The following is a 21,649-nucleotide window of genomic DNA, read 5'->3' as shown; positions in this document are numbered from 1 at the left end:
TTGGATTCAAGCTAATGGCGACTTCTAACGAGAGGCCAACTCACAGATACTAGCAGTGCCAAATAGTGCTATTTTTCTACGGTATAAAACCTAACCTGTCCTGAACTCGTTAACCTTTCTCTGTAAAAGCTTTTCTCTTTGATAACAATGGGAGAATACACATTAACGTAATAGCCAGAAAAACAACCAGTTCAGACAGCACCCAGCCTCTGAGTAAAATATAGGGGCCCAATGCGGCTCCTGTTGTTTGAGCTGCCACCGATAACCTAATAATATCCCCTTGCTCGTCAGTTTCAGAAATAGTCCCCATAAACAGCGGCAGCAAGAAATTCCAAAACATCATGAACAAACTAACAGCGACAAAATAAAGTAACTGACTTTCGGTTGTAAACAACAGGATCATGACTCCAGCTTGTGCAAACAACGCTGAAATAGTTAGCATTTTTTTATACCTACTGAGAGACACTAAGCTCGCTAAAATAGCTCCCACCAAGCTAAACATCGTCCCCATGGCCAAGATCCTACCTTGCTCTTTTGGCTGAATAAGCAGTTTATCTCCCACTACACTCAACATTGACCAGCAGCCAGAATGGGTCAAAAGAATCATGAATACTGCAGCCAAGGCTAATATTTTAGTATTTAGATCAGCAGTTCCAACACTGAATTGCTCCGAGGGTTCAATAATCTCAAACTTTGGTAAAGCAAGCAGTAAGATGCTAAAGCTAGCTAATAAGAAAAAGAAGCTATCGACACCAAATGCTTGTATCACATAGGGTAATCCGAGGAAGAGTAATCCGCTATATAGCATCTGCAGCGCAATAGCCTTACCAAAGGCTAAATCGGGGTTCGACTCTTGAGATAACGACTCATAACTTAAAACAAGAATAACCCCTGCAGCAACGCCTGAAATGGCCCTTAATGCTAAAAAAATATTGATATCATCACAGTAAGCACTCGCTAAGTGCGTTGCTGCTAACACAATAATAGCGAATGTCTCATTAATCCTGACAGAGCGAAGCCTAACTAAGAAGTAGCAAAGAATTGAAGCAAGTGCAAAGCCCATCAACTCAACTGTGGCTAAATAGCTAAGGTCATAAACTGAGGTCTCAAACTGTACTGAGATTGCATTTAAATAACTAGGTAATAACAAGAATATACTAGAGGCGACAGCAAGTTTAATGCTCGTAAATAAAGATTGGAATTTGTTTGAATATAGGGTCACATATCAGCCTAATAACGACATATCAGAAAATAACTTTAGCCAATAGCAGCTAACATGTAAACAAAGTGTTGCCTAGCGCAATTCAATAAAGTCCATACATTAGAATATGCTTGTTATCTCAATATTCAATGCTGAATGATCACTATTTCTTGCCTCAATTTATAATGCAAAATAAATTATCCACACGAATTTAACAGTAAAGGTATTGATTTTAAAAGGTAACATAAAAAAAGCACAACGAGATAATAACAATAAATCTTACGTGATTTCTATTTACGCTCATTAAAACCAAGCTAATTTCTACATAATGAGTGACGCGCAGCAGAGTAAATGGATGAATGATTAGCTTTCACTCTTACAAGGATCACTTGTTAAAAACCAAAGAGATATTGCATCCTAGCAACAATGCATTAACCTTATTCCAGTTATTACAATTTAATCACGTTTTGTCTTTAGGATTATTATATGCATTTTCAGGCTTCTGTTATTAGTCGAGCAATCGCTGCGTCAATTTGTCTTATATCTATGCCGAATATAGCTGAAGCACAGAGTGAGATTTTTGAAAGTCAATCAGGCACAATTTCGGAGGTTGGCGATATTGTACAAATAGCCCTCCCAGCCGGAGCCTTGATTGGTAGCTTATGGATTGGTGACACAGAAGGTGCCTGGCAGTTAACCAAAGTCGTTGCCACCACTGCAGCTATTACTCACACTCTCAAGTTTGGCTATGAGCGCCTCAGACCCGATGGCAGTGAAGCAAACTCTTTTCCTTCCGGCCACACTTCTGCGGCATTTTCTGGCGCGGCTTATATCCACCATCGATATGGTAATGCATGGGGGATCCCTGCGTACGCAGCAGCAGCCTTCGTAGGTGGCAGCCGCTTGTGGTCCAACAGACATTATGTCGATGATGTATTAGCGGGTGCTTCTATTGCGGTCATGAGCAGCTTATATTTTACCGATCCTTATAATCGAACAGATCTTGTGATTGCACCAAGCTTTGGTGAAGAGCATATAGGCTTAGCCATGAGTTATACCCCCGGCCTTGCGGGCAATAAAAGTCAGCCATCATCAAAAGGAAGTAGCGGTTGGGGTGAAAAAAAGAGTGAACTTAAACACAGCTACACACTGTCAATTGGTGGCTTTAACACCAAAGAAAATACTATTTACGAACAGGGTAAAAGTAGTTTTGATCTTAATGATTTCAGCAAAGAGTCTGAACCCAATACTTATGCTTCAGCACTGCTAAAATGGGGACTCGATGAGCAACAATACCTCGTTTTTGAATTCACCCCATTGGAAACCAGAGACACTGTAGTATTAAAAGAAGATATAAACTTTGGCGGTAAAAACTACTCAACGGGCAGTGAAGTCATTTCAGCCTATCGTAGCTGGTCGCTGTCTGGTGACTATATGGTTAAGTTACTTCCCGACAGTGCCTGGAAAGCGGATGTAGGGGCTGGATTAACTGTTGTCGGTCAATCTATTCGACTTGATAATTACGATGGCGATAACTTAAGTGAACACGATGATATCTTTATCGTTCCGTCTCTTGCTGTCGAAGCTGGCTATCAATTTACCGAGAGTATTTCTGCAAGTGTTGGCTACAAACTATCGGGTTTATCAGATTATGAGTCCGACTCTTTATGGGGAAGTATTGCGTACCAAATAAGTGAACGTTGGTCGACGTCATTATTCTACGGGCAATTTGCACAAAAGACTGATACCGATGAATATTATAATGATGCGATATTTGATTTTGGTGGTTTTTCTGTCGATTATTCTTTCTAAACTATGACTAAGAGCGATCTTACTAAGAACAATATTACTAACCTACTGATAGCAATATTGCTCTTAGTTAAAATGACATCTTACTTTATAAGGCGTCCGCTAACTGGCAGAGCCAAGTACCGCTCGCGCTGCTTTCAAATCGAAATGGTCATCTACTCTTAAATAAGCGACTTTTTCTTCAAGTACCACTATGGCCTCAACGACGCCAGTTAACGCTGACAATTCTGTTGCCATTGCTTTTGCACCAGGTCTGTCACTGACCTCAGCCTCTAAGGTATAACTCTTCAGCAACACTGGATTTTTCATACCCAAAGTCAGTAAAAGCCAAACGCACATTAAGCCCAATGCAACCGCAAAGACCCCTTCTGCGCCCACAAGCTGATAGGCACCACCACCCAATAAACCACCGCAAAATGCGCCTAAAAATTGGCTAGTAGAATATACGCCCATTGCAGAACCTTTATCGCCAGCAGGACAAAACTTAGCAATCAGACTTGGCAAAGAGGCTTCAAGGTAATTAAAACCGGTAAAAAACAGCACCACTGCAATACTCAATACCAGCAGATTGTCGGCAAATAGTGCCATCGAACCCAATGCGGCCATCATGAGCAGCAGTGCAATTTGAAACGTTGCTTTAGTATTATTACGCTTAACACCAATAATAATCAGCGGCACCATTAAGAAAAACGCGCCCATAAATGCTGGAAAATACAGCATCCAATGTTCCTCTTTGGCAAGCCCTGCATCGACTAAATCCAAAGGGAGTGCAACAAACACCGCGGTTAACACCAGGTGCAAAATAAAGATACCAGCATCAAGTCTAAATAATTGCGGGTCGACCAGCATGCGACGCAGCTTTTCAGGTGCTGCGACGGTGTCGCCTTTAGGTGCTTGTGAAATTGGGTCTGGCACTAATAACTGTACGATCAACATGCCTAGAACAGCTAAGCCTGCGGTCATAAAGAATAAGCCTGACAAGCCTAAATGCTGCGCAACAATGGGGCCGACTAAGAGTGATAATGCAAAGGAGAATCCAATACACATGCCGATAATGGCCATCACTTTAGTACGTTGTTCATCGCGGGTTAAATCGGCGGCTAACGCCAGAACAGCTGCGGCAATAGCGCCCATACCTTGCAAGGCTCGCCCCGCAACAACGCCATAAATAGTGTCGGCATTAGCAGCAACCAGACTACCTAGAGCGAAGACCAACAACCCGATTAAGATAATGGGTTTACGGCCGTATTTATCAGATAAGATCCCCATAGGGATTTGAAGAATTGCTTGCGTTAAGCCATAGGCACCAATAGCAATACCCACCCATAATGGTGAGAAGCCTTCTAGATGCTGTCCATAAAGTGCGAAGACAGGCATGATCATAAATAGACCCATCATGCGTAATCCAAATACACTCGCTAAAGAAAATGCGACTTTTTTCTCAGTCTTGGAAAGTCCGTTATTGGCCATTGCCCCCGCCCTGATCAGTGAACTCTAATTAAGTCGCGCAGTTTACCACGAAGTTTTTCATTAACCCAAAAGGAAAAGCAAAAGATGTATACTCAAGTCACCTTTTGAGCATTAACTGCAAAGCCGCATGCTCGCTTGGTTTCCTTTGTTTTTCCTGCAAAATCCACATATGTCTCCTACAATTGATAACTCACTTTGTCTATTGCCTCGCCCGGATTTGTGAGATACTTAACCACTTTTTTCGGCTTTGAGATCTGAACGCTAGATGGAATATATTGAAGTACGTGGCGCTCGAACCCACAATCTTAAAAACATCAACCTAACCATTCCCCGTAACAAACTAATTGTTATCACCGGGCTATCAGGTTCAGGCAAATCCTCATTAGCATTCGATACCTTGTATGCAGAGGGGCAACGACGCTATGTAGAGTCATTATCCGCCTACGCTCGTCAGTTTTTAAGTTTAATGGAAAAGCCCGATGTTGATCACATCGAAGGCTTAAGTCCCGCTATTTCTATCGAGCAAAAATCGACTTCTCATAACCCACGTTCGACCGTGGGTACGATTACCGAAATTTATGATTACTTAAGACTACTATTTGCCCGGATCGGTGAACCGCGTTGTCCAACTCATGGCGAACCATTAGCGGCGCAAACTGTCAGCCAAATGGTCGATAAAGTCCTTGAGATGCCAGAAGGCAGTCGCCTCATGTTACTTGCCCCAGTGGTTAACGCCCGTAAAGGTGAACACGTAAAGTTACTCGAAGGCTTATCGGCACAAGGTTATATTCGTGCTCGAATTGACGGTGAAGTGTGGGATTTAACCGATCCACCAGAGCTCGACCTACATGTAAAACACACTATCGAAGTGGTCGTGGATCGCTTTAAGGTCCGTGATGACATTAAACAACGCTTAGCTGAGTCATTCGAAACGGCACTGGAACTCTCTGGTGGTATTGCCAAAGTGACCAGTATGGACCCTGTAGAAGGTAAAGCTAAAGCAGAAGAGCATGTCTTTTCGGCTAATTTTGCCTGCCCTGTTTGTGGCTATTCCATGGCAGAACTTGAACCGCGTATATTCTCGTTCAACAACCCGGCAGGGGCTTGCCAAACCTGTGATGGTCTTGGTGTTCAGCAGTATTTTGATCCCGAAAGAGTGATAACTAACACTGAACTGTCACTTGCGGGCGGTGCCATTCGAGGTTGGGATCGACGTAACTTCTATTACTTCCAAATGCTCACCTCGTTAGCCGATCACTACAAGTTTGATATAGAGAAGCCCTTCGAGCAACTCACCGATGATGTCAGAAAAATTGTGCTGTATGGCTCTGGAACACAAAGCATCGCGTTCAAATATATCAATGACCGCGGCGATGTTGTGGTCAGAAATCACCCTTTCGAGGGAATTTTAAATAACATGGATAGGCGTTACCGCGAAACAGAATCCAATGCGGTACGCGACGAACTCACCAAGTTTGTTAATACCCAGTCTTGCCAAAGCTGTGGTGGCTCACGTCTGCGTGAAGAAGCGCGTAACGTTTTCATTAATGAGCTCAATCTGCCGGTGTTAACTCATTGGTCTATTGGCGAAGCCATGAACTATTTCGACAATCTTGAGTTAACAGGTCAGCGCGCTCAGATCGCCGACAAAATCTTAAAAGAGGTGCGTGAACGTTTAGGCTTCTTAGTCAATGTAGGCCTTAACTACCTTAGCTTATCGCGCTCTGCCGATACGCTTTCAGGCGGCGAAGCTCAGCGAATTCGTCTTGCAAGCCAGATTGGCGCCGGACTCGTGGGCGTGATGTATGTATTAGATGAACCCTCTATTGGCTTACACCAGCGTGATAATGAACGTTTGTTGCAAACGCTGATTCATCTGCGAGATCTCGGTAATACGGTTATTGTGGTTGAGCATGACGAAGATGCCATTCGCATGGCCGATCATGTGATTGATATCGGTCCCGGTGCAGGCGTACATGGTGGACAAGTTATTGGTGAAGGCACGCTGCAAGATCTGCTGGAGTGTAAAGAGTCTATTACTGGCCAATACCTATCGGGTGAAAAACAGATCCACATTTCAACCGCGCGAACCGAATTCGATCCAGAGCAAATCATCGAGCTATTTGGTGCTTCAGGTAATAACTTGCAAGATGTTGATTTACAGATCCCTGTCGGACTATTCACGTGTATTACTGGGGTTTCCGGCTCAGGTAAATCGACCTTAATTAACGACACTTTTTATAAAATTGCCCATATAGAGTTAAACGGCGCAACCGTTGATGAACCCGCACCGTATAAGAGTATTGTCGGTATGGATCATTGCGATAAAGTGGTCGATATTGATCAAAGCCCCATTGGCCGTACACCGCGTTCTAACCCCGCGACCTATACCGGTATTTTCACCCCTATTCGTGAACTATTTGCAGCGACACAAGAGTCACGTACTCGAGGTTATCTACCAGGACGCTTCTCATTTAATGTCAAAGGCGGTCGTTGTGAGGCTTGCCAAGGTGATGGACTGATTAAGGTGGAGATGCACTTTTTACCCGATGTCTATGTGCCCTGTGATGACTGTAAAGCCCAACGCTATAACCGTGAAACGTTAGACGTACGCTTTAAAGGTAAAAACATTCACGAAGTGCTACAGATGACGGTAGAGGAAGCGAGACCCTTCTTCGATGCCATTCCTGCCGTAGCGCGTAAGCTACAAACCCTCATGGATGTTGGCTTGTCATATATCCGTTTAGGACAAAGCGCCACTACACTCTCTGGCGGTGAAGCTCAGCGAGTTAAACTGGCAAAAGAGCTGTCTAAACGTGACACTGGTAAAACGCTGTACATATTGGACGAACCCACGACTGGATTGCACTTTGCTGATATCCAATTATTGCTCGATGTATTGCACCGCCTTAAATCCCATGGCAATACCATTGTGGTCATTGAGCATAATCTAGATGTGATTAAGACGGCAGATTGGATTATCGATCTCGGCCCTGAAGGAGGTTCTGGTGGTGGTACAATTTTGGTAGCAGGTACCCCTGAACAGGTCGCTGAAAATACTGAATCTCATACAGCTCGCTTTTTAAAGCCGCTTTTAGCAAAGTAAAAGAGACAAATTAGCTTAATGCCAAGTAGTAATATTTTATTAGCCACAGGCCTAGTGTTCACACTAGGCCTGCTCATTTTAGCTGTGGTTGACCCATTGTTTGGTCAATGTAAATCCATCAAAGCACGAGTGATTAACAGTAATAATCAAACCAGCACTATCGCACTGCCTAATGGTTCAGTCGCACGTGTACCTGTAGGCAACTTAGAGGAAGAATCGCATGTACAGGTTGGGGTAAAACAGCGCCTATTTTCAGGTACTAGCGAATACAAGCTAACCTCCACCCCTCCGTTGTTGCTCAATGAGCACGCTAGCAATAAAAAAAAGTCGCTATAGCAAAGCGATATATGTAGGGTAAACGTCAAAGTAATATTTATATTGACTGGCATAGGGAAATTGCATGCGGTGTTTATTAGCGGCGATTGTTTGCTCGACTCTTATTGCTTGCAGCAGTGTTCCTCACTGCAATACGCATCCACAATCTCGTTGGGCTGACCATACTCAAATCAGCGCCGATATAACACAACTGGCCTCAAATGATTTTGCAGGACGGGATACCGGATCAGAGGGGGCAGCCTTAACAAGGCGTTATCTCATTGATCGCTTTCAACAGATTGGCCTTACACCATGGCAAGGCGACTACCAGCATCCCTTTAGTTACTCAGTCTCTTTTTCTGACAAAGTTGGGATTAATATTGCTGGAGTAGTATTAGCCCAAACACCGACAAAGCAATGGCGAATAGTGTTGGCGCATTACGACCACCTGGGCAGCAAAGGATCGCGAATTTATCACGGTGCCGATGATAACGCCTCCGGGGTATCAGGTTTACTGCAATTAGCTCAGCACGCGGTCACTCAAGCAAGTGATATCAATCTACTCTTCGTCGCGACCGATGCCGAAGAGCCGGGATTATACGGCGCCTACGCGCTAGTTGATAAGTTTACCGAAGTTAATACCCAACCCCGAATATCCCAAATAGAGCTTGCCATTAATTTAGATATGATAGGACGCCCCGATAGACGTCATGCTATCTATATTGAAGGGGCAAGGCGCTTTGACTCATTTAAACTCATGCAACAATCTATAACGCAGTCAAACCAACTTTGCGTTAAAACCAGACAGCCGAGATCATTTGATGGCAGTGTCATCAGCGTTGATTTTTTAAGGGCATCTGATCATTACCCTTTGCATAAAGCAAAGATCCCTTGGCTTTACTTTGGGGTACCCACGCATAAGGATTATCATCAACCGAGTGATACAGCAGATAAAATAGATATTAGTTTTGTTGCTGCTGTGGCTGAATCTGCTTACCAACTACTGATTATTGACAGTTTACTTCTCCAAAATAGCCCTTAGAAACGATGATTATTGATTTTCATGCCTAGTTAAACCATTAATTGGCCTACAAATTGCTTAGTAATCAATAAAAATAGCAGCATAAAATGGTAATACCAATTGCACCCTGCTATAATAATCGGCTTACTGATAAATGTTTCGGTGCGGGAAGTCGACACGGGGTTGATTTTCTGTCTATAAAAACCCAGGCGTAAATATTGCGCTCGCTATTCCACAAGGCTACAACCCATGTCATCCAATGAAAAAACTTTCCGCGAACTCGGTCTTTCCGAGCCTTTGTTGCGTGCTCTTGACGAGCTCGGTTATGAAAAACCAACGCCAATCCAAGCCGCGAGTATCGATCCTCTCATGGCCGGAAAAGATATTTTAGGTCAAGCACAAACAGGTACAGGTAAAACAGGTGCATTTGCACTACCTCTACTGAACCGCATTGATCCAAAGACTAATTCTCCACAAATTTTGGTACTTGCACCAACACGTGAACTTGCAGTGCAAGTTGCTGAAGCTTTCGCAAGTTATGCAAAATTCATCCAAGGTTTGCACGTTCTGCCTATTTACGGCGGACAAAGCATGCAACAGCAATTAACGGCATTACGTCGTGGACCACAAATTATTGTGGGTACTCCTGGTCGCGTTATGGACCACATGCGTCGTGGTACTCTTAAGCTAGACTCGCTTAAAGCGATGGTGCTTGATGAAGCCGATGAAATGCTAAAAATGGGCTTCATCGATGATATCGAATGGATCCTTGAGCATACACCTAAGCAACGTCAACTCGCGTTATTCTCAGCCACTATGCCTGAGCAAATTAAACGTGTTGCGGGCAAATATTTAACTGAACCTGTACACGTTAAGATTGCGACAACAACGACTACTGTTGAAACAATTGAACAGCGTTTTGTACAAGTATCACAACACAATAAACTAGAAGCGTTAGTACGTGTTCTAGAAGTTGAGAAGACCGAAGGTATTATCATCTTCGTTCGTACTCGTAACAGTTGTGTTGAACTCGCTGAAAAGTTAGAAGCCCGCGGTTATGCTTCATCACCACTACATGGTGATATGAATCAACAAGCACGTGAACGTGCAGTTGATCAGCTTAAACGTGGCAAGCTAGACATTATTATTGCAACCGACGTTGCAGCTCGTGGTCTTGATGTTGAGCGTATTGGACACGTAGTAAACTACGATATCCCATATGATACTGAAGCTTACGTTCACCGTATCGGCCGTACTGGTCGTGCTGGTCGTACAGGTATGGCGATTCTTTTCGTTACACACAGAGAAATGCGTATGTTGCGCACTATCGAACGTGCTACGAATAGCCGCATCTCACCAATGGACGTACCAAGCCCAGAGACAGTGACTGAACGTCGTCTTTCTCGCTTAGGTGAGCAAATTGGCGAATTGATTGCTAAAGATTCTTTAGACTTCATGAAAGGTGCAGTCGCTAAATTATGTCAAGAGCTAGAAGTTGATACTGATTTACTTGCAGCAGCTTTGCTACAGCAAGTTCAGAAAGATCGTCCTCTACAATTGCCATCAATCAATGAGCGTCAGCGCGATAGCCGTGATGATCGTAACACTCGTGACCGCAATGATCGTAGTGACCGCGCTCCTCGTGAACGTAGTGACCGTCCAGATCGTCCACGTCGTGAATCTCGTCCTACACCGTCTAGTATCGGTCTAGCTGATTCATTGAAGGACAACCCAGATGTTAAGATGTGCCGTTATATCATCGACGTAGGTCGTGAGAATGGCGTTGGCGTTGGTAACATTGTGGGTGCAGTAGCGAACGAAGCAAACATCGACAGCCGTTACATTGGTCAAATCCAATTGTTTGATCATGTCACTGCGATAGACCTTCCGGACGGAATGCCAAAAGACGTACTTGATCACCTTAGAAAAGTACGTGTATGTGGCCGTCCATTGAATATTCGTGAAGCTGCGGGTGAAACATTCGAGAACACTGCAGGTGGTGGTGATAGCCGTCCAGCACGTCGTCCTCGTAAACCTGCAGGTGCTGGTGCAAGTACTGGTGCTGGCGACCGTCGTCCTTCTGGTGACAGAAAGCCGCACCGTAAAGGTCCAGCTGGCGAGTAATTTCGCAAAGGTAACAGAATAATGTCAGTTTCTACTTATGAGAAACTGACCTATATGTTGCAAACATAAAATCAATTTTATCCATCCGTGGAAAATTGACATAAAAAAGGAGCCTATGGCTCCTTTTTTGTTTTCGAATGTCTATCAATTAACCGTCGTGGCTACGCACCCTGTAAGCCCTCTTAATCGACTCTTTTGTACTGTTGAGTCTCTTCTTGCTGCTTCAATGCCTTTATACATGCCTGACAGAGGCAGGATTTAGACGCTAATAGAGGATTAACTCGCTCTGCACTTACCGCAAGCTCAAGTGCAGCCTTAGATGGAAATGCTTGCGAACGACACCAACATTGTTCAATGCTCTTGCCCTGTAATACTGAACAGCGATTTTGGGACTGACATAGTGGGCAAATGGAAGGATCTGTCGTCATAATATATTGTCCGTTTATTTGACTAATCGATCTGCGGGATGATTTACCCCGTCACAAAGAGTCACGCCAGTTAACTCGTAGGGGTTAACCCCCTCAATACAACCCACATTAACACCAAACTGGTTTGGATTTGAGCGCCGTTGATGGTGGGTATATATTCCGCACACGCTACAAAAATAGTGTTTAGCGGTACCAGAATTGAATTGATACAGCGATAGTTTATCCTTACCCGCAACGACCTTAAGCCCATCAAGCTCAGCAGAAGTGACGATGGTGCCACGACGCCTGCACATAGAGCAATCACAGCGTCGCAAATCAATAATGCCATCAGGTAGGTTAAGCGCTAATTGAACCGCACCACAATGACAACTGGCTGTATGTGTCTGTTTCATTGTTGCTCCTTATGATTACAGGCCGTTAATGTAACAAAAAGGGCTCGCGTTAACGAACCCCATTTCTAAGCAAAATAAATCCCAACTTAGCGTTAGAGATCTAACCACCAATACAGCCATTAATCACTGCGTTTAGGGTTATTCCCATAAGCTTTGCTACCAAGTTCAGGTTTACCGTCAACACTGCTGCCATAGTAGCCCTGGTGCTTATGATACTTGCCTTTCAGTTGCTTTATATCACCGGTAAATCTTGGGTCTTGTGGGCGCTCTTGTGCATTAATGTATGCCGCAACGTCCCAGGCTTGTTGATTACTCAACTGAACACTTTTGCTGAATGGCATGTTTTCATAAATAAAGTAAGCCGCGGTATTAACCCTATGCATACCCGCGCCCCAGTTAAAGCTCTGTGGCCCCCAAAGTGGTGGTAATGAGTAAACCCCTGCACTCTCATAGCCTTGACCATCTGCGCCATGACAAGACTGACAATGAGCCTGATAAACCTCACTACCGCGCTTAGGTGAGTACGCCAGCTTAGGCGCGACAATTTTAGGAAATCCCTTCCCTGGCAGTGCAGCACGCTCAGGCTGAGTCATTGCAGTCTTTACGGCTTCAGGTAATGGCATATCTTCGCGCTTCCCCCCTTTAAGTAGGTCACTATCAGATAATTCAGCCACTGCTGTCGTGATTCCAGCTTGATCCATTAAGCCACTCATGCCGAGCCAGTAGGAATAAGCAGAGAGCGCAACCAGCTCTTTGCTGCCTGACGCTGGCGGTGTGCCATTCATTGAGTAAGTGAAACACCCTTGCAGACGCTCTTCATAGCTATTCACTTTATCGTTTTTCTTACGATAGGCTGGATAGGCAAAATAGGCAGCCCATAGCGGTGCAGCATTAGCGCGGCGGCCAGCATCCATATGGCAGTTAGAACAGTTGAGATTATTACCAACATAGCTATCTCGCATCTGCTGTGAATTAACAAATAACTGATAGCCTAAGCGAACTTTATCGCCAAACTCACCTTGGGGAATCGAGCTTAAATCTCTAGGGACTAAATAAGCTTGACCAACTTGCTTGGCCTTAGCAATAAGCTCAGTCTGTTTATCCGGCAGTTCTTGCGCTTGTACCAGCAAGCTAGGACTAAGGCTAATAATGAGCCAACTTAAATGAGATACTTTCATGGTTAACCCCTTATTTTAATTCTGCGAAATACTTCGATAATGCATCAATTTCGGCACTGGTAAGTTTGTCAGCAATGGTCCCCATCACACCATCTTGATCGCCACTGCGGGAATCTTTCTGCCACGCTATCAACTGGTTCTTAATGTAGGATGCTTGCTGACCTGCAAGCCGAGGAAATTCGCCCACACCAAGCCCTGAAGGTCCATGACAGGTAACACAAGCTGGGATGACTCGCTGCCAATCGCCTTGATAGACTAGCTGCTCAGTTGGATCTTCATATACCGCTTTCTCACCCCGTAGATGAGGTGTAACGATAGGCACGTCGAATGATGAAAAATAGTCAGCAACAGCATAAACAGCATCACCTTGGAGGGTCATTGACATAGGCTGCATGGTCGCATTCTGTCTTTTACCGGTCTGAAACAACTTAATTTGTTTGGCGATATAATCAGCAGATAGCCCTGCTAATCTTGGGCCAAGAGGCTCTATGCCTTGCCCTTGAGGGCCATGACAACTGCCACACAGCGCTGCCGAAGGCGGCATCGCCGCATAAGAGGATGCACTTAGCACCAATAAAGCACACGTTATCAATCCACGTTTCATTTTTATATCTCCATCAGTTGATGGTTTTAACAATAGCGCTTCTGAGAAGTAATTGCTCATTTATCAAATACAACGAACAGATCTAACCAAAAGATGAAGTCACGTTACGAGGAATTAATGTTGTTCATGACCCCCTTATTAAGAAGTCAGCAATACTTACTTTTAGCCTTTTAGGAGCCGCAACAAACAGCCTGAAAGTCATCTAGAAAGACTGTATTCACAAGCTATATCCACAGATTAGACTAGTGGTTAATCTTTAAACGAGTGCTGTTAAAAACAAAAAAACCAACAGCCTAACAAGTAGGTTATTGGTTTATTCTCGCTGACTAAAGAGGATTGGCTATTTACTCGGAACGTTCGCTTCTGACTTATTTACCAGGGCGAACACCTAGAGTGTGGCATATCGCATAAGTCAGTTCTGCACGGTTCAACGTATAGAAATGGAAATCTTTAACCCCTTCTCGAGATAAGACTTTAACCATATCCAATATCAGAAACGTTGGATCCTAAACTACAACGGGTTTGCTATTTACCTGGGCGAACACCAAGAGTGTGGCATATCGCATAAGTCAGTTCTGCACGGTTCAGCGTATAGAAATGGAAATCTTTAACCCCTTCTCGAGATAAGACTTTAACCATATCAATCGCTACGTTGGCTCCGACCATCTGACGGGTTGTCGCATCATCTTCAAGGCCTTCAAATTGGCGGTGTAACCAGCTTGGAATGGATACATTAGTCATGGCCGCAAAGCGCTTAGTTTGGTTGAAGTTAGTCACCGGTAGGATACCTGGGACAATTTCAGCATCGATGCCTGCTGCAGCGCAGCGATCACGGAAACGTAAATAAGATTCAACATCAAAAAAGAACTGTGTAATCGCGCGGTTAGCACCTGCGTCGATCTTCTTCTTAAGGTGGATAAGATCTGCTTGAGCATTGCTTGCATCAGGATGCACTTCTGGATAAGCCGCAACAGAAATATCAAAGTCTGCCACCGAACGTAGCAGACGAACGAGATCATTAGCAAAACGTGTTGGTTTGGCACTGCCTTCAGGCAAATCACCACGTAAGGCAACTATGTCACGAATACCGCTATTCCAATAATGCTTAGCCAGTTCTTTGAGTTCTTCATCACTCGCATCCACCAATGTTAGATGCGGAGCTGCAACTAAATCAGTCTCTTTTTGAATGCGTTCAATCACGCCATGAGTACGATCTCGAACCCCCGAGTTTGCACCGTAAGTAACAGACACAAATTTAGGATTCAGTGGCTCAAGACGACGAATAGAGTTCCACAATAGCTTTTCCATCTCTGGAGTCGAAGGCGGGAAGAATTCAAAAGAAACGTTTATATCATCTTTTAGCTCAGATAAGCTCTGGTTCAATGATGTCGCATGTTGTGCATGATGAAAGCCCATTTCTATTTCCTCTACTTCAACTCGTTAGTCTAGCCATTTTCAACATAGCCGTTTGGACGTCTATATGTCCATATACTAGAGAAACTGAGATTGAAGTCAAGTGTAAAAAGCAGGCAAGTGCGTTTTTTTCTTCGGACAATAAAATAGCCCGCTAATTCAGCAGCAGAATGTACCAATAGAAATCGAATACGCAGGCCTTAAAACCAAAAAATGCATGCCAGCGTAACTGACATGCATTGTTTAATTAATCGCTTAGCTGCTTCAATCAGCCTTACAATATTATTCCTGCAGTAAGTCTCGGCAAATATGCGCTAAGTCAGATTGCACCGCTGCTGCAGTCACCTGTCTTCCGGCTCCAGGCCCACGAATAATCAGTGGATTGTCTTGGTAGAACTGGCTGCGAATAACAAACACGTTATCGCCCGGCGTTAAGTTGGCATACGGATGACTATTATCAACCCATTGCAGACTCACTTCGGCCTTTAATTTACCATCAACTCTATCTAACGCGGCGACATACCTAAGCACTTTATCTTGCTCAACTGCAGCTAAATACTGCTGTAGCATATCGTCATCAAGCTCATCAATACGTGACAAAAATTGTGCTAACGGTAGCTCGGCAAGATGCTTAGGCACCAATGACTTAAGCTCAATATCTTCAAGCTCAATTTCTAAGCCAATTTCACGTGCCAAAATGAGCAACTTACGCTGCATATCACGACCCGATAAATCATCACGTGGATCGGGCTCTGTGATCCCCAATCCTCGCGCTTCAACCACCAGCTCAGAGAAGGGTTTAACTGCATCATAGTTTTCAAATAACCAACATAAGGTACCTGAAAATATGCCACCGACCGCTTCTATACTGTCACCGCTGTTATGCAGATCATTAATGGCATGTTGTATCGGAAGTCCGGCACCACAGCTGGCGTTATAACGCCAAAACAAGCGGCGATTACCCAGTTGTAGTTTTAGCTCGCGATAAAAAGGCAGTGGTCCAGATCCTGCAAGTTTGTTGGCACTGACAACATGAATACCGCGGGCAAAAAACTCCGGGTATTGCAGCGTTAGATCGGCGCTGGCACTGATATCAAGCGCAATAACTTCATCACATTCAAGTGCTTGTAACTCATCAAACAAGTGACTGTACTGCCAAGGTGTTGCATCTTGCTCAAATACTGTTTTCCAAGAATCCAGTGCTATTCCCGTATCGCTAATCAAGGCTTTTCGGGAGCTAACCAGCCCGACAAGCTCAACACTGGCCTCAATCTCTTTATTTAAGGCCGCTCGTGCGCCGTTAAATAGCTCTATCCAAGCTTCACCAATATTGCCGACACCCAAGAGCAATACGCCAATACGTTTACGCGGGCCAGCACATCGACGATGCACTTTTTGAGTCAATAAGTTCACCTGCGATTGCGGCACTAATGTCACCAAGCTCATGCCGTCATTAAACAGCGGGCGAGCATTACGGCTGAGTAATCGAGCAAAGCCACGACGATAAAGATCCGCATCGGCACTCACTAACGCAACCAGACCGAAATCATCTCTAATTTGAACATCAGTAATACCGAGCGCTTCGCGATTAGCATCGAGCAACGCTTGAACTTGCTTCTGATTCTCAAGGGTAACGGTTAATTCAACCCGCTTTTTCGCAAGCGACCAATGCGCTAGCGGATAAAGCCCTGAATCAGTTAGCAAACTTAACAATGCAGATAAAGCCCCATTCAACTGAATGTTAAACAGTGACACCCGGTTTAGATTAGTCACCACTGGCGCACTGGCTGACGAGCTTTTAGGCGCTATCAGCGTAAAGTCGGTATGTGATGCATAACTTGAGCGAACAGCAAGACTCACTTCAGTATCAAACAAGGGTTGCAAGGTACGATTGTGCAATACTGGCGAACCTAAATGCGCCAGACGATTGGCCTCGTCTAACGAAAGGCTGCTCAATAGCTTGGCATCATTAATCTTATTCGGATCGGCGTTAAATACACCCTCAACATCGGTCCAAATCGTCACCCGTTCAATATCCGCCAAACTGGCAATTAGCGTGGCACTAAAGTCAGAGCCATTACGGCCTAATAACAAGGTATCGCCCTTGTCATTGGCACAAATAAAGCCAGTGATAATGAGTCGTTCATTTGGATGAGCTGCAATGAGTGTTTGCACTCTTTGACGCGAGTCTTGCAAGCGGATCTGCGGCACTGCGCCTTCATCAGCAATCAGTAAGGTACGCGCATCAACATCAGATGCAGCCACACCAGACTCTCGTAATAACGCCGCCAGTAAACGGGACGACCAGCGCTCACCAAAACTCACCACTTGGCTACTTTGGTAATCGTTGATAGATTCTATAGACAACAAGCTGATCAGTTGCGCTTTATCGTTTGATAGTCGCTCTCTAAGCGAGCGAGCTTGCTCATTCGACAATAACTGTTCGATCAGCTTTTGTTGAAAACTAATGAGTATTTGTAGCTCTTCCTGCCATAACTGCTGAGTCGTGCTCAACTCAAGTAATCGATACAGAAAGTTAGTGCTTTTTCCTGCCGCAGAAACCACGACAAGATCGTCACTGTTACCATGAGTCAGGAGAATATGTGCAACGCGACGATAGCAGTCTGCGTCAGCTAAACTGGAGCCACCAAATTTATGTAAGTGACAGCGTGCCATCTTAAACCCCTTTAATTAACAAACGACAGCTGCATTGAGTGCAGCTTCAATATCGGCAACAAGATCGTCAGCATCTTCAATACCAACTGAAAGACGAATAAGGGTGTCTTTAACCCCTGCTTGTGCGCGTGCCTCAGGATCCATCGCTCGATGCGTCATGGTTGCAGGCACAGCCACTAGACTTTCTACTCCTCCGAGGCTTTCTGCAACAGAGAAATAATTAAGATTTTTTAAGAAAGCGACTAACTGTTCCTCCCCGCCTTTTAGCTCAAAGCTGAGCATGGCACCAAAGCCTTTTTGCTGCTTGGCAGCAATTTCATGACCAGGGTGATCTTTAAGGCCGGGGTAATACACTTTCTCTACCGCGCGATGACGGGTAAGAGTAGCAAGGATCCGCTGCGCATTCGCCTGATGTTCACGAATTCTCACTGCAAGTGTTCGAATTCCGCGCAATGTTAGATAACTATCAAATGCACCGCCGGTAAGCCCCAAGGTATTTGACCACCAATGCAATAATTCGCCCAGTTCAGCATCTTTCGCCACCACGGCACCGCCGACAACATCACTGTGGCCATTGATATATTTTGTGGTCGAGTGAATAACAATATCAGCACCCAACAGCAGAGGCTGTTGCAAGATGGGCGATAGAAAGGTGTTATCAACCACAACAAGCGCGCCAACTTCATGGCTGGCAGCACTGATCGCCGTGATATCAACAACCCGTAACAATGGATTTGACGGTGTTTCTAGCCACACCATCTTAGGTTTGTTAGCAATGGCTGTTGCCAATGCCGCTGCATCGGTTTGATCAACCACTTCAAGTTTAAACTGGCCTTTCTTAGCAAGATTGGTAAATAGACGATAACTACCGCCATAACAATCATGAGGTACCACCAACAAATCATCTGGCCCAAGTAAACTGGTGGCTAAGGTGATTGCAGCCATCCCAGTGCAAGTCACAACGCCAGTACAGCCTTTTTCGAGCTCAGCAATAGCGTCACCCAAGATTGACCGAGTGGGATTGCCTGAGCGGCTATAATCGAAATCTCTTGGATTTTTGTGGCCATCAAAAGAATAATTGGTAGAAAGATAGATCGGGGGTACAACCGCACCGTGTTGGGTATCGGACTCAATGCCTTGGCGTACAGCTACAGTGGCTAGTTTACGCTCGGTCATGTACTACTCCTCTTGCTATATTTTCTTACTAGGGATGTCTGGACGTCTAAATGTACCTAAGCAATTCACCCTAGTCAACCAGTTTAGCCGTTTAGACGTCTAAGCATTTAGAAATCTATTTGCATTTGTCATAAAATAGAGGCAATAATTTGACTGTGCTGCATAAGAGGTTAAAATCTGCCCCGCATTTAAAAATTACAGGTGAGTCAATGACTGAGTGGAACGGCGATTATATCAGCCCATATGCTGAACACGGAAAAAAGAATGAGCAAGTTAAAAAAATTACTGTCTCTATTCCTTTAAAAGTACTCAAGGTGCTTACCGATGAGCGTACACGCCGCCAAGTGAATAACTTACGTCATGCCACCAATAGCGAATTGCTCTGTGAAGCGTTTCTACACGCCTACACAGGACAACCGTTGCCAAATGATGGTGATCTATCAAAAGATAGGCCGGATAGCATGCCTGCGGAAGTTAAACGCTTGATGGATGAGATGGGCATTGAGTGGGAAGAGCTAGAGTAAACCAGCTCAGTATTTGCAAACAAGGATCGCAAAGCGGTCCTTGTTTGCATTCGCTCGAGTAAAAAACCAGAAGCCGCGCCCTTCGGGTTCGTTTCTGTGCTGCTATTTTTTTATGACAAAAATGCGTTATGAGCTTTCGCTCAAACCTTGTCATAAAATCATTATTCTTTATTACAAAGACTCGAACAAAAAATAAGCTCGAAAATTTAACAACCTCTAGGTAGCCAAATGTTAGAGCCAAGCACGCTCATTCTCGCCTCAATCATTATATTTTGTGGTGCATTAACACAGAGTTTAATTGGCTTTGGTTTAGCTGTCATCGCAAGTCCGCTGTTATATATTATCGAGCCCTCCCTAGTGCCAGCATCAGTCATTATGATGGGATTCTCTACCGCTGTATTGACGCTTTTTAGAGAGCGTGGTCAGCTTGAGTTCAACGGACTGCAGTATGCGCTACTGGGACGTATTCCTGGCGGTATCTTAGGCGCTACGCTTATCGTAATAGCCCCTCAACCTATTTTAGGGCTGGCAATTGCTCTTATCGTTGCGCTCGCCGTTGGCTTTAGTTTGATGAAGTTTAGTATCCCTGTGAACCGTGTAAGTCTGTTTATTGCTGGGATCCTCTCAGGCGTCTTTGGCAACATTGCCGCCATTGGTGGTCCGCCGTTGGCAATATTACTCGCAGGTAAAGATGCCGGCCAGTTTAGAGCAGCCCTTTCAGCTTTCTTTATTTTCAGCTCAATGATTGCTTTGACCATTTTGGGATTTGCAGGGCTGCTAAAGCTTGAGCATTTGTGGGCATCGTTAATGCTATTGCCCTCAGTCATATTGGGCTATGCCGTTGCAGGCAGATTGGTAGGCAGGGTCGATAAACAAAAAACCAGAGCTTTCACTCTGGTTTTATGTAGTTTCAGTGCACTTATCTTAACGATTAAATCGGTTATCGAACTCAGTTAACTCAGCTATAAATCGATAAATCATGGCGTGTTAGAAGTGATATGAGGTTTGCAATACGCCACCGATGGCTTCATCGCTGCCAAACATCCCAGTAAAGTCTAGGAAAAATGATTCTCCAAAAGCAAAGCCAGAACCAATAGAATAAATGTTAGCCGTTGAATCTTTCATGTCGTGACGATAGCCCACTCGCAATGACATCCAGTCAAATGCACGTACTTCGCCTCCTACGCGCCAATATTGGGTGCCATCAAGTTCTTTAAACTTCTTATTCTCAATTAAATCAACATCGGTAGTAACCGTTAATCGCCTCCAGTCATAAGCAACACCCGCGGTAACTAAAGGCTCAACACTGTAGGTAAACTTTTGCCCTTCAACTTCAATGGTATCGACATCTTGGCTAATCAAATTTCGACCTGATAAACCAAAGACTAAGCCGTTGATAGGTTCAATAGCCACACCGACATCGACATTGAAACTGGTTTCATCGTTACGATATTCAACATCATCAAAGTCGCTAGCAGAGAAGTTGTTCGCGCTAGCGCGATAGTTATAAGTGTCAATGCGTTGGAACTTAGGTGATATACCGACAGAGATCGGCATATTAACGATAGAAAGCGGGAAACTTAACGCAATACCTAAATCAGAAACAGCGCCTCCAATAACTTGACCACTTGACGCTAAGTCTGTCACTGCAGGCGGATTATTGGCATCTAAATTCGCCAGCGCATCAATATCAGATTGAGCAATGTCGGCAACACCAACGGCGCTAACATAACTTTTATAGAAAATGGCCATTGGCATTCTTTGATGCGGAATGGCCACGCTAAAGCCAAGACCAGCACTGGCATAAGCTGATGTGCCTTTTAGTGATTCTAAATCGAGGATCAAATCATCTCTGTAAACATCAATATTGGCACTATTACCTGCATCTATGGCTGCGGCTAAACCATCATAGGAGCTAATAAGAGAGTCGAATTTATCAATCATGTTGTCGCTGTCGGCCATATCAACACCCAATACCGGCATCAGTAATACAGCTGAGTTATCTTTGTGCGCATTTAAACCGAGAAGAGCAGGATTGACGAATGCAGCCCCCTCATTATTAGATGATGCAACACCTGCGCCGCCCATCGCATCGCTACGGGCCTCATAATACTCTTGCCCTGAATAGGCAAAAAAGCTGGGGATTAATGCACACAATAGCGCTAATTTACGTAGTTTCATCCATTCCGCCCTTTTTATGTCCTTAACGCTT

At 44.5% G+C, this 21,649-nt stretch carries 18 protein-coding genes; 7 read left to right on the top strand and 11 right to left on the bottom strand.

Annotation, left to right across the window (positions count from 1 at the left end; translation table 11 throughout):
* Positions 1 to 109: 109 nt before the first annotated feature.
* Positions 110 to 1,222, bottom strand: coding sequence for an MFS transporter (locus tag CXF82_RS07165; protein WP_102039548.1), 1,113 nt, complete (start codon positions 1,220 to 1,222; stop codon positions 110 to 112).
* 465 nt (positions 1,223 to 1,687) lie between these two features.
* Here CXF82_RS07165 and CXF82_RS07160 point away from each other — a divergent pair, with 465 nt between their 5' ends.
* Positions 1,688 to 3,013, top strand: coding sequence for a phosphatase PAP2 family protein (locus tag CXF82_RS07160; RefSeq protein WP_102039547.1), 1,326 nt, complete (start codon positions 1,688 to 1,690; stop codon positions 3,011 to 3,013).
* Between the two features lie 99 nt (positions 3,014 to 3,112).
* Here the strand turns inward: CXF82_RS07160 and CXF82_RS07155 are convergent, their stop codons facing one another.
* Positions 3,113 to 4,480 carry an MFS transporter gene (locus CXF82_RS07155; protein ID WP_102039546.1) on the bottom strand — a complete coding sequence of 456 codons (1,368 nt, stop codon included), beginning with the start codon at positions 4,478 to 4,480 and terminating at the stop codon, positions 3,113 to 3,115.
* A 265-nt stretch (positions 4,481 to 4,745) separates the two neighbouring features.
* Here CXF82_RS07155 and uvrA point away from each other — a divergent pair, with 265 nt between their 5' ends.
* The 4 genes from uvrA (at position 4,746) to CXF82_RS07135 (ending at position 11,046) form a co-directional block, all read left to right on the top strand.
* Positions 4,746 to 7,586 (top strand): excinuclease ABC subunit UvrA, encoded by a 2,841-nt coding sequence (gene uvrA / locus CXF82_RS07150; RefSeq protein WP_101089441.1) that lies wholly within the window; start codon positions 4,746 to 4,748, stop codon positions 7,584 to 7,586.
* An 18-nt stretch (positions 7,587 to 7,604) separates the two neighbouring features.
* Positions 7,605 to 7,922, top strand: a complete 318-nt coding sequence (locus CXF82_RS07145) for a hypothetical protein (protein WP_102043930.1) — start codon at positions 7,605 to 7,607, stop codon at positions 7,920 to 7,922.
* Between the two features lie 64 nt (positions 7,923 to 7,986).
* Complete coding sequence (locus CXF82_RS07140) at positions 7,987 to 8,943, top strand: M28 family peptidase (RefSeq protein WP_102039544.1); 957 nt, start codon at positions 7,987 to 7,989, stop codon at positions 8,941 to 8,943.
* A 228-nt stretch (positions 8,944 to 9,171) separates the two neighbouring features.
* On the top strand, positions 9,172 to 11,046 hold the full coding sequence (locus tag CXF82_RS07135) for a DEAD/DEAH box helicase (RefSeq protein ID WP_101089444.1): 1,875 nt from the start codon (positions 9,172 to 9,174) through the stop codon (positions 11,044 to 11,046).
* Between the two features lie 182 nt (positions 11,047 to 11,228).
* Here CXF82_RS07135 and CXF82_RS07130 read toward each other — a convergent pair whose 3' ends face one another.
* From CXF82_RS07130 to metB, 8 genes are all read right to left on the bottom strand, one after another.
* On the bottom strand, positions 11,229 to 11,474 hold the full coding sequence (locus tag CXF82_RS07130) for a cysteine-rich CWC family protein (protein ID WP_101089445.1): 246 nt from the start codon (positions 11,472 to 11,474) through the stop codon (positions 11,229 to 11,231).
* 14 nt (positions 11,475 to 11,488) lie between these two features.
* Complete coding sequence (locus tag CXF82_RS07125; protein ID WP_101089446.1) at positions 11,489 to 11,866, bottom strand: GFA family protein; 378 nt, start codon at positions 11,864 to 11,866, stop codon at positions 11,489 to 11,491.
* A 119-nt stretch (positions 11,867 to 11,985) separates the two neighbouring features.
* Positions 11,986 to 13,044: a c-type cytochrome gene (locus CXF82_RS07120; protein ID WP_102043929.1), complete on the bottom strand. Its 1,059-nt coding sequence runs from the start codon at positions 13,042 to 13,044 to the stop codon at positions 11,986 to 11,988.
* Positions 13,045 to 13,054: 10 nt separating this feature from the next.
* Complete coding sequence (locus tag CXF82_RS07115) at positions 13,055 to 13,648, bottom strand: c-type cytochrome (protein ID WP_102043928.1); 594 nt, start codon at positions 13,646 to 13,648, stop codon at positions 13,055 to 13,057.
* 368 nt (positions 13,649 to 14,016) lie between these two features.
* Positions 14,017 to 14,130 carry a methylenetetrahydrofolate reductase gene (locus CXF82_RS07110; RefSeq protein WP_374702359.1) on the bottom strand — a complete coding sequence of 38 codons (114 nt, stop codon included), beginning with the start codon at positions 14,128 to 14,130 and terminating at the stop codon, positions 14,017 to 14,019.
* 43 nt (positions 14,131 to 14,173) lie between these two features.
* Positions 14,174 to 15,064, bottom strand: coding sequence for a methylenetetrahydrofolate reductase (gene metF / locus CXF82_RS07105; protein ID WP_101089450.1), 891 nt, complete (start codon positions 15,062 to 15,064; stop codon positions 14,174 to 14,176).
* Between the two features lie 279 nt (positions 15,065 to 15,343).
* Positions 15,344 to 17,737, bottom strand: coding sequence for a bifunctional aspartate kinase/homoserine dehydrogenase II (locus CXF82_RS07100; protein WP_101089451.1), 2,394 nt, complete (start codon positions 17,735 to 17,737; stop codon positions 15,344 to 15,346).
* 15 nt (positions 17,738 to 17,752) lie between these two features.
* The gene (gene metB, locus CXF82_RS07095) at positions 17,753 to 18,913 is read right to left on the bottom strand and encodes a cystathionine gamma-synthase (protein ID WP_101089452.1); all 1,161 of its coding nucleotides are present in this window, start codon (positions 18,911 to 18,913) and stop codon (positions 17,753 to 17,755) included.
* A 209-nt stretch (positions 18,914 to 19,122) separates the two neighbouring features.
* Between metB and metJ the strand changes: the two genes are divergently transcribed.
* Positions 19,123 to 19,437, top strand: a complete 315-nt coding sequence (gene metJ / locus CXF82_RS07090) for a met regulon transcriptional regulator MetJ (protein ID WP_101089453.1) — start codon at positions 19,123 to 19,125, stop codon at positions 19,435 to 19,437.
* A gap of 228 nt (positions 19,438 to 19,665) precedes the next feature.
* Positions 19,666 to 20,394, top strand: a complete 729-nt coding sequence (locus tag CXF82_RS07085) for a sulfite exporter TauE/SafE family protein (RefSeq protein WP_101089454.1) — start codon at positions 19,666 to 19,668, stop codon at positions 20,392 to 20,394.
* Positions 20,395 to 20,424: 30 nt separating this feature from the next.
* On the opposite strand, the gene CXF82_RS07080 is transcribed toward CXF82_RS07085, so the two are convergent.
* The gene (locus tag CXF82_RS07080) at positions 20,425 to 21,618 is read right to left on the bottom strand and encodes a conjugal transfer protein TraF (protein ID WP_101089455.1); all 1,194 of its coding nucleotides are present in this window, start codon (positions 21,616 to 21,618) and stop codon (positions 20,425 to 20,427) included.
* Between the last annotated feature and the right edge of the window lie 31 nt (positions 21,619 to 21,649).

Source organism: Shewanella sp. GutDb-MelDb (assembly GCF_002836075.1).
In the GTDB taxonomy this organism is placed as follows: domain Bacteria; phylum Pseudomonadota; class Gammaproteobacteria; order Enterobacterales; family Shewanellaceae; genus Shewanella.
Note: the sequence above shows the minus strand (reverse complement) of the source record. Positions and strands in the feature narration are given on the sequence as shown.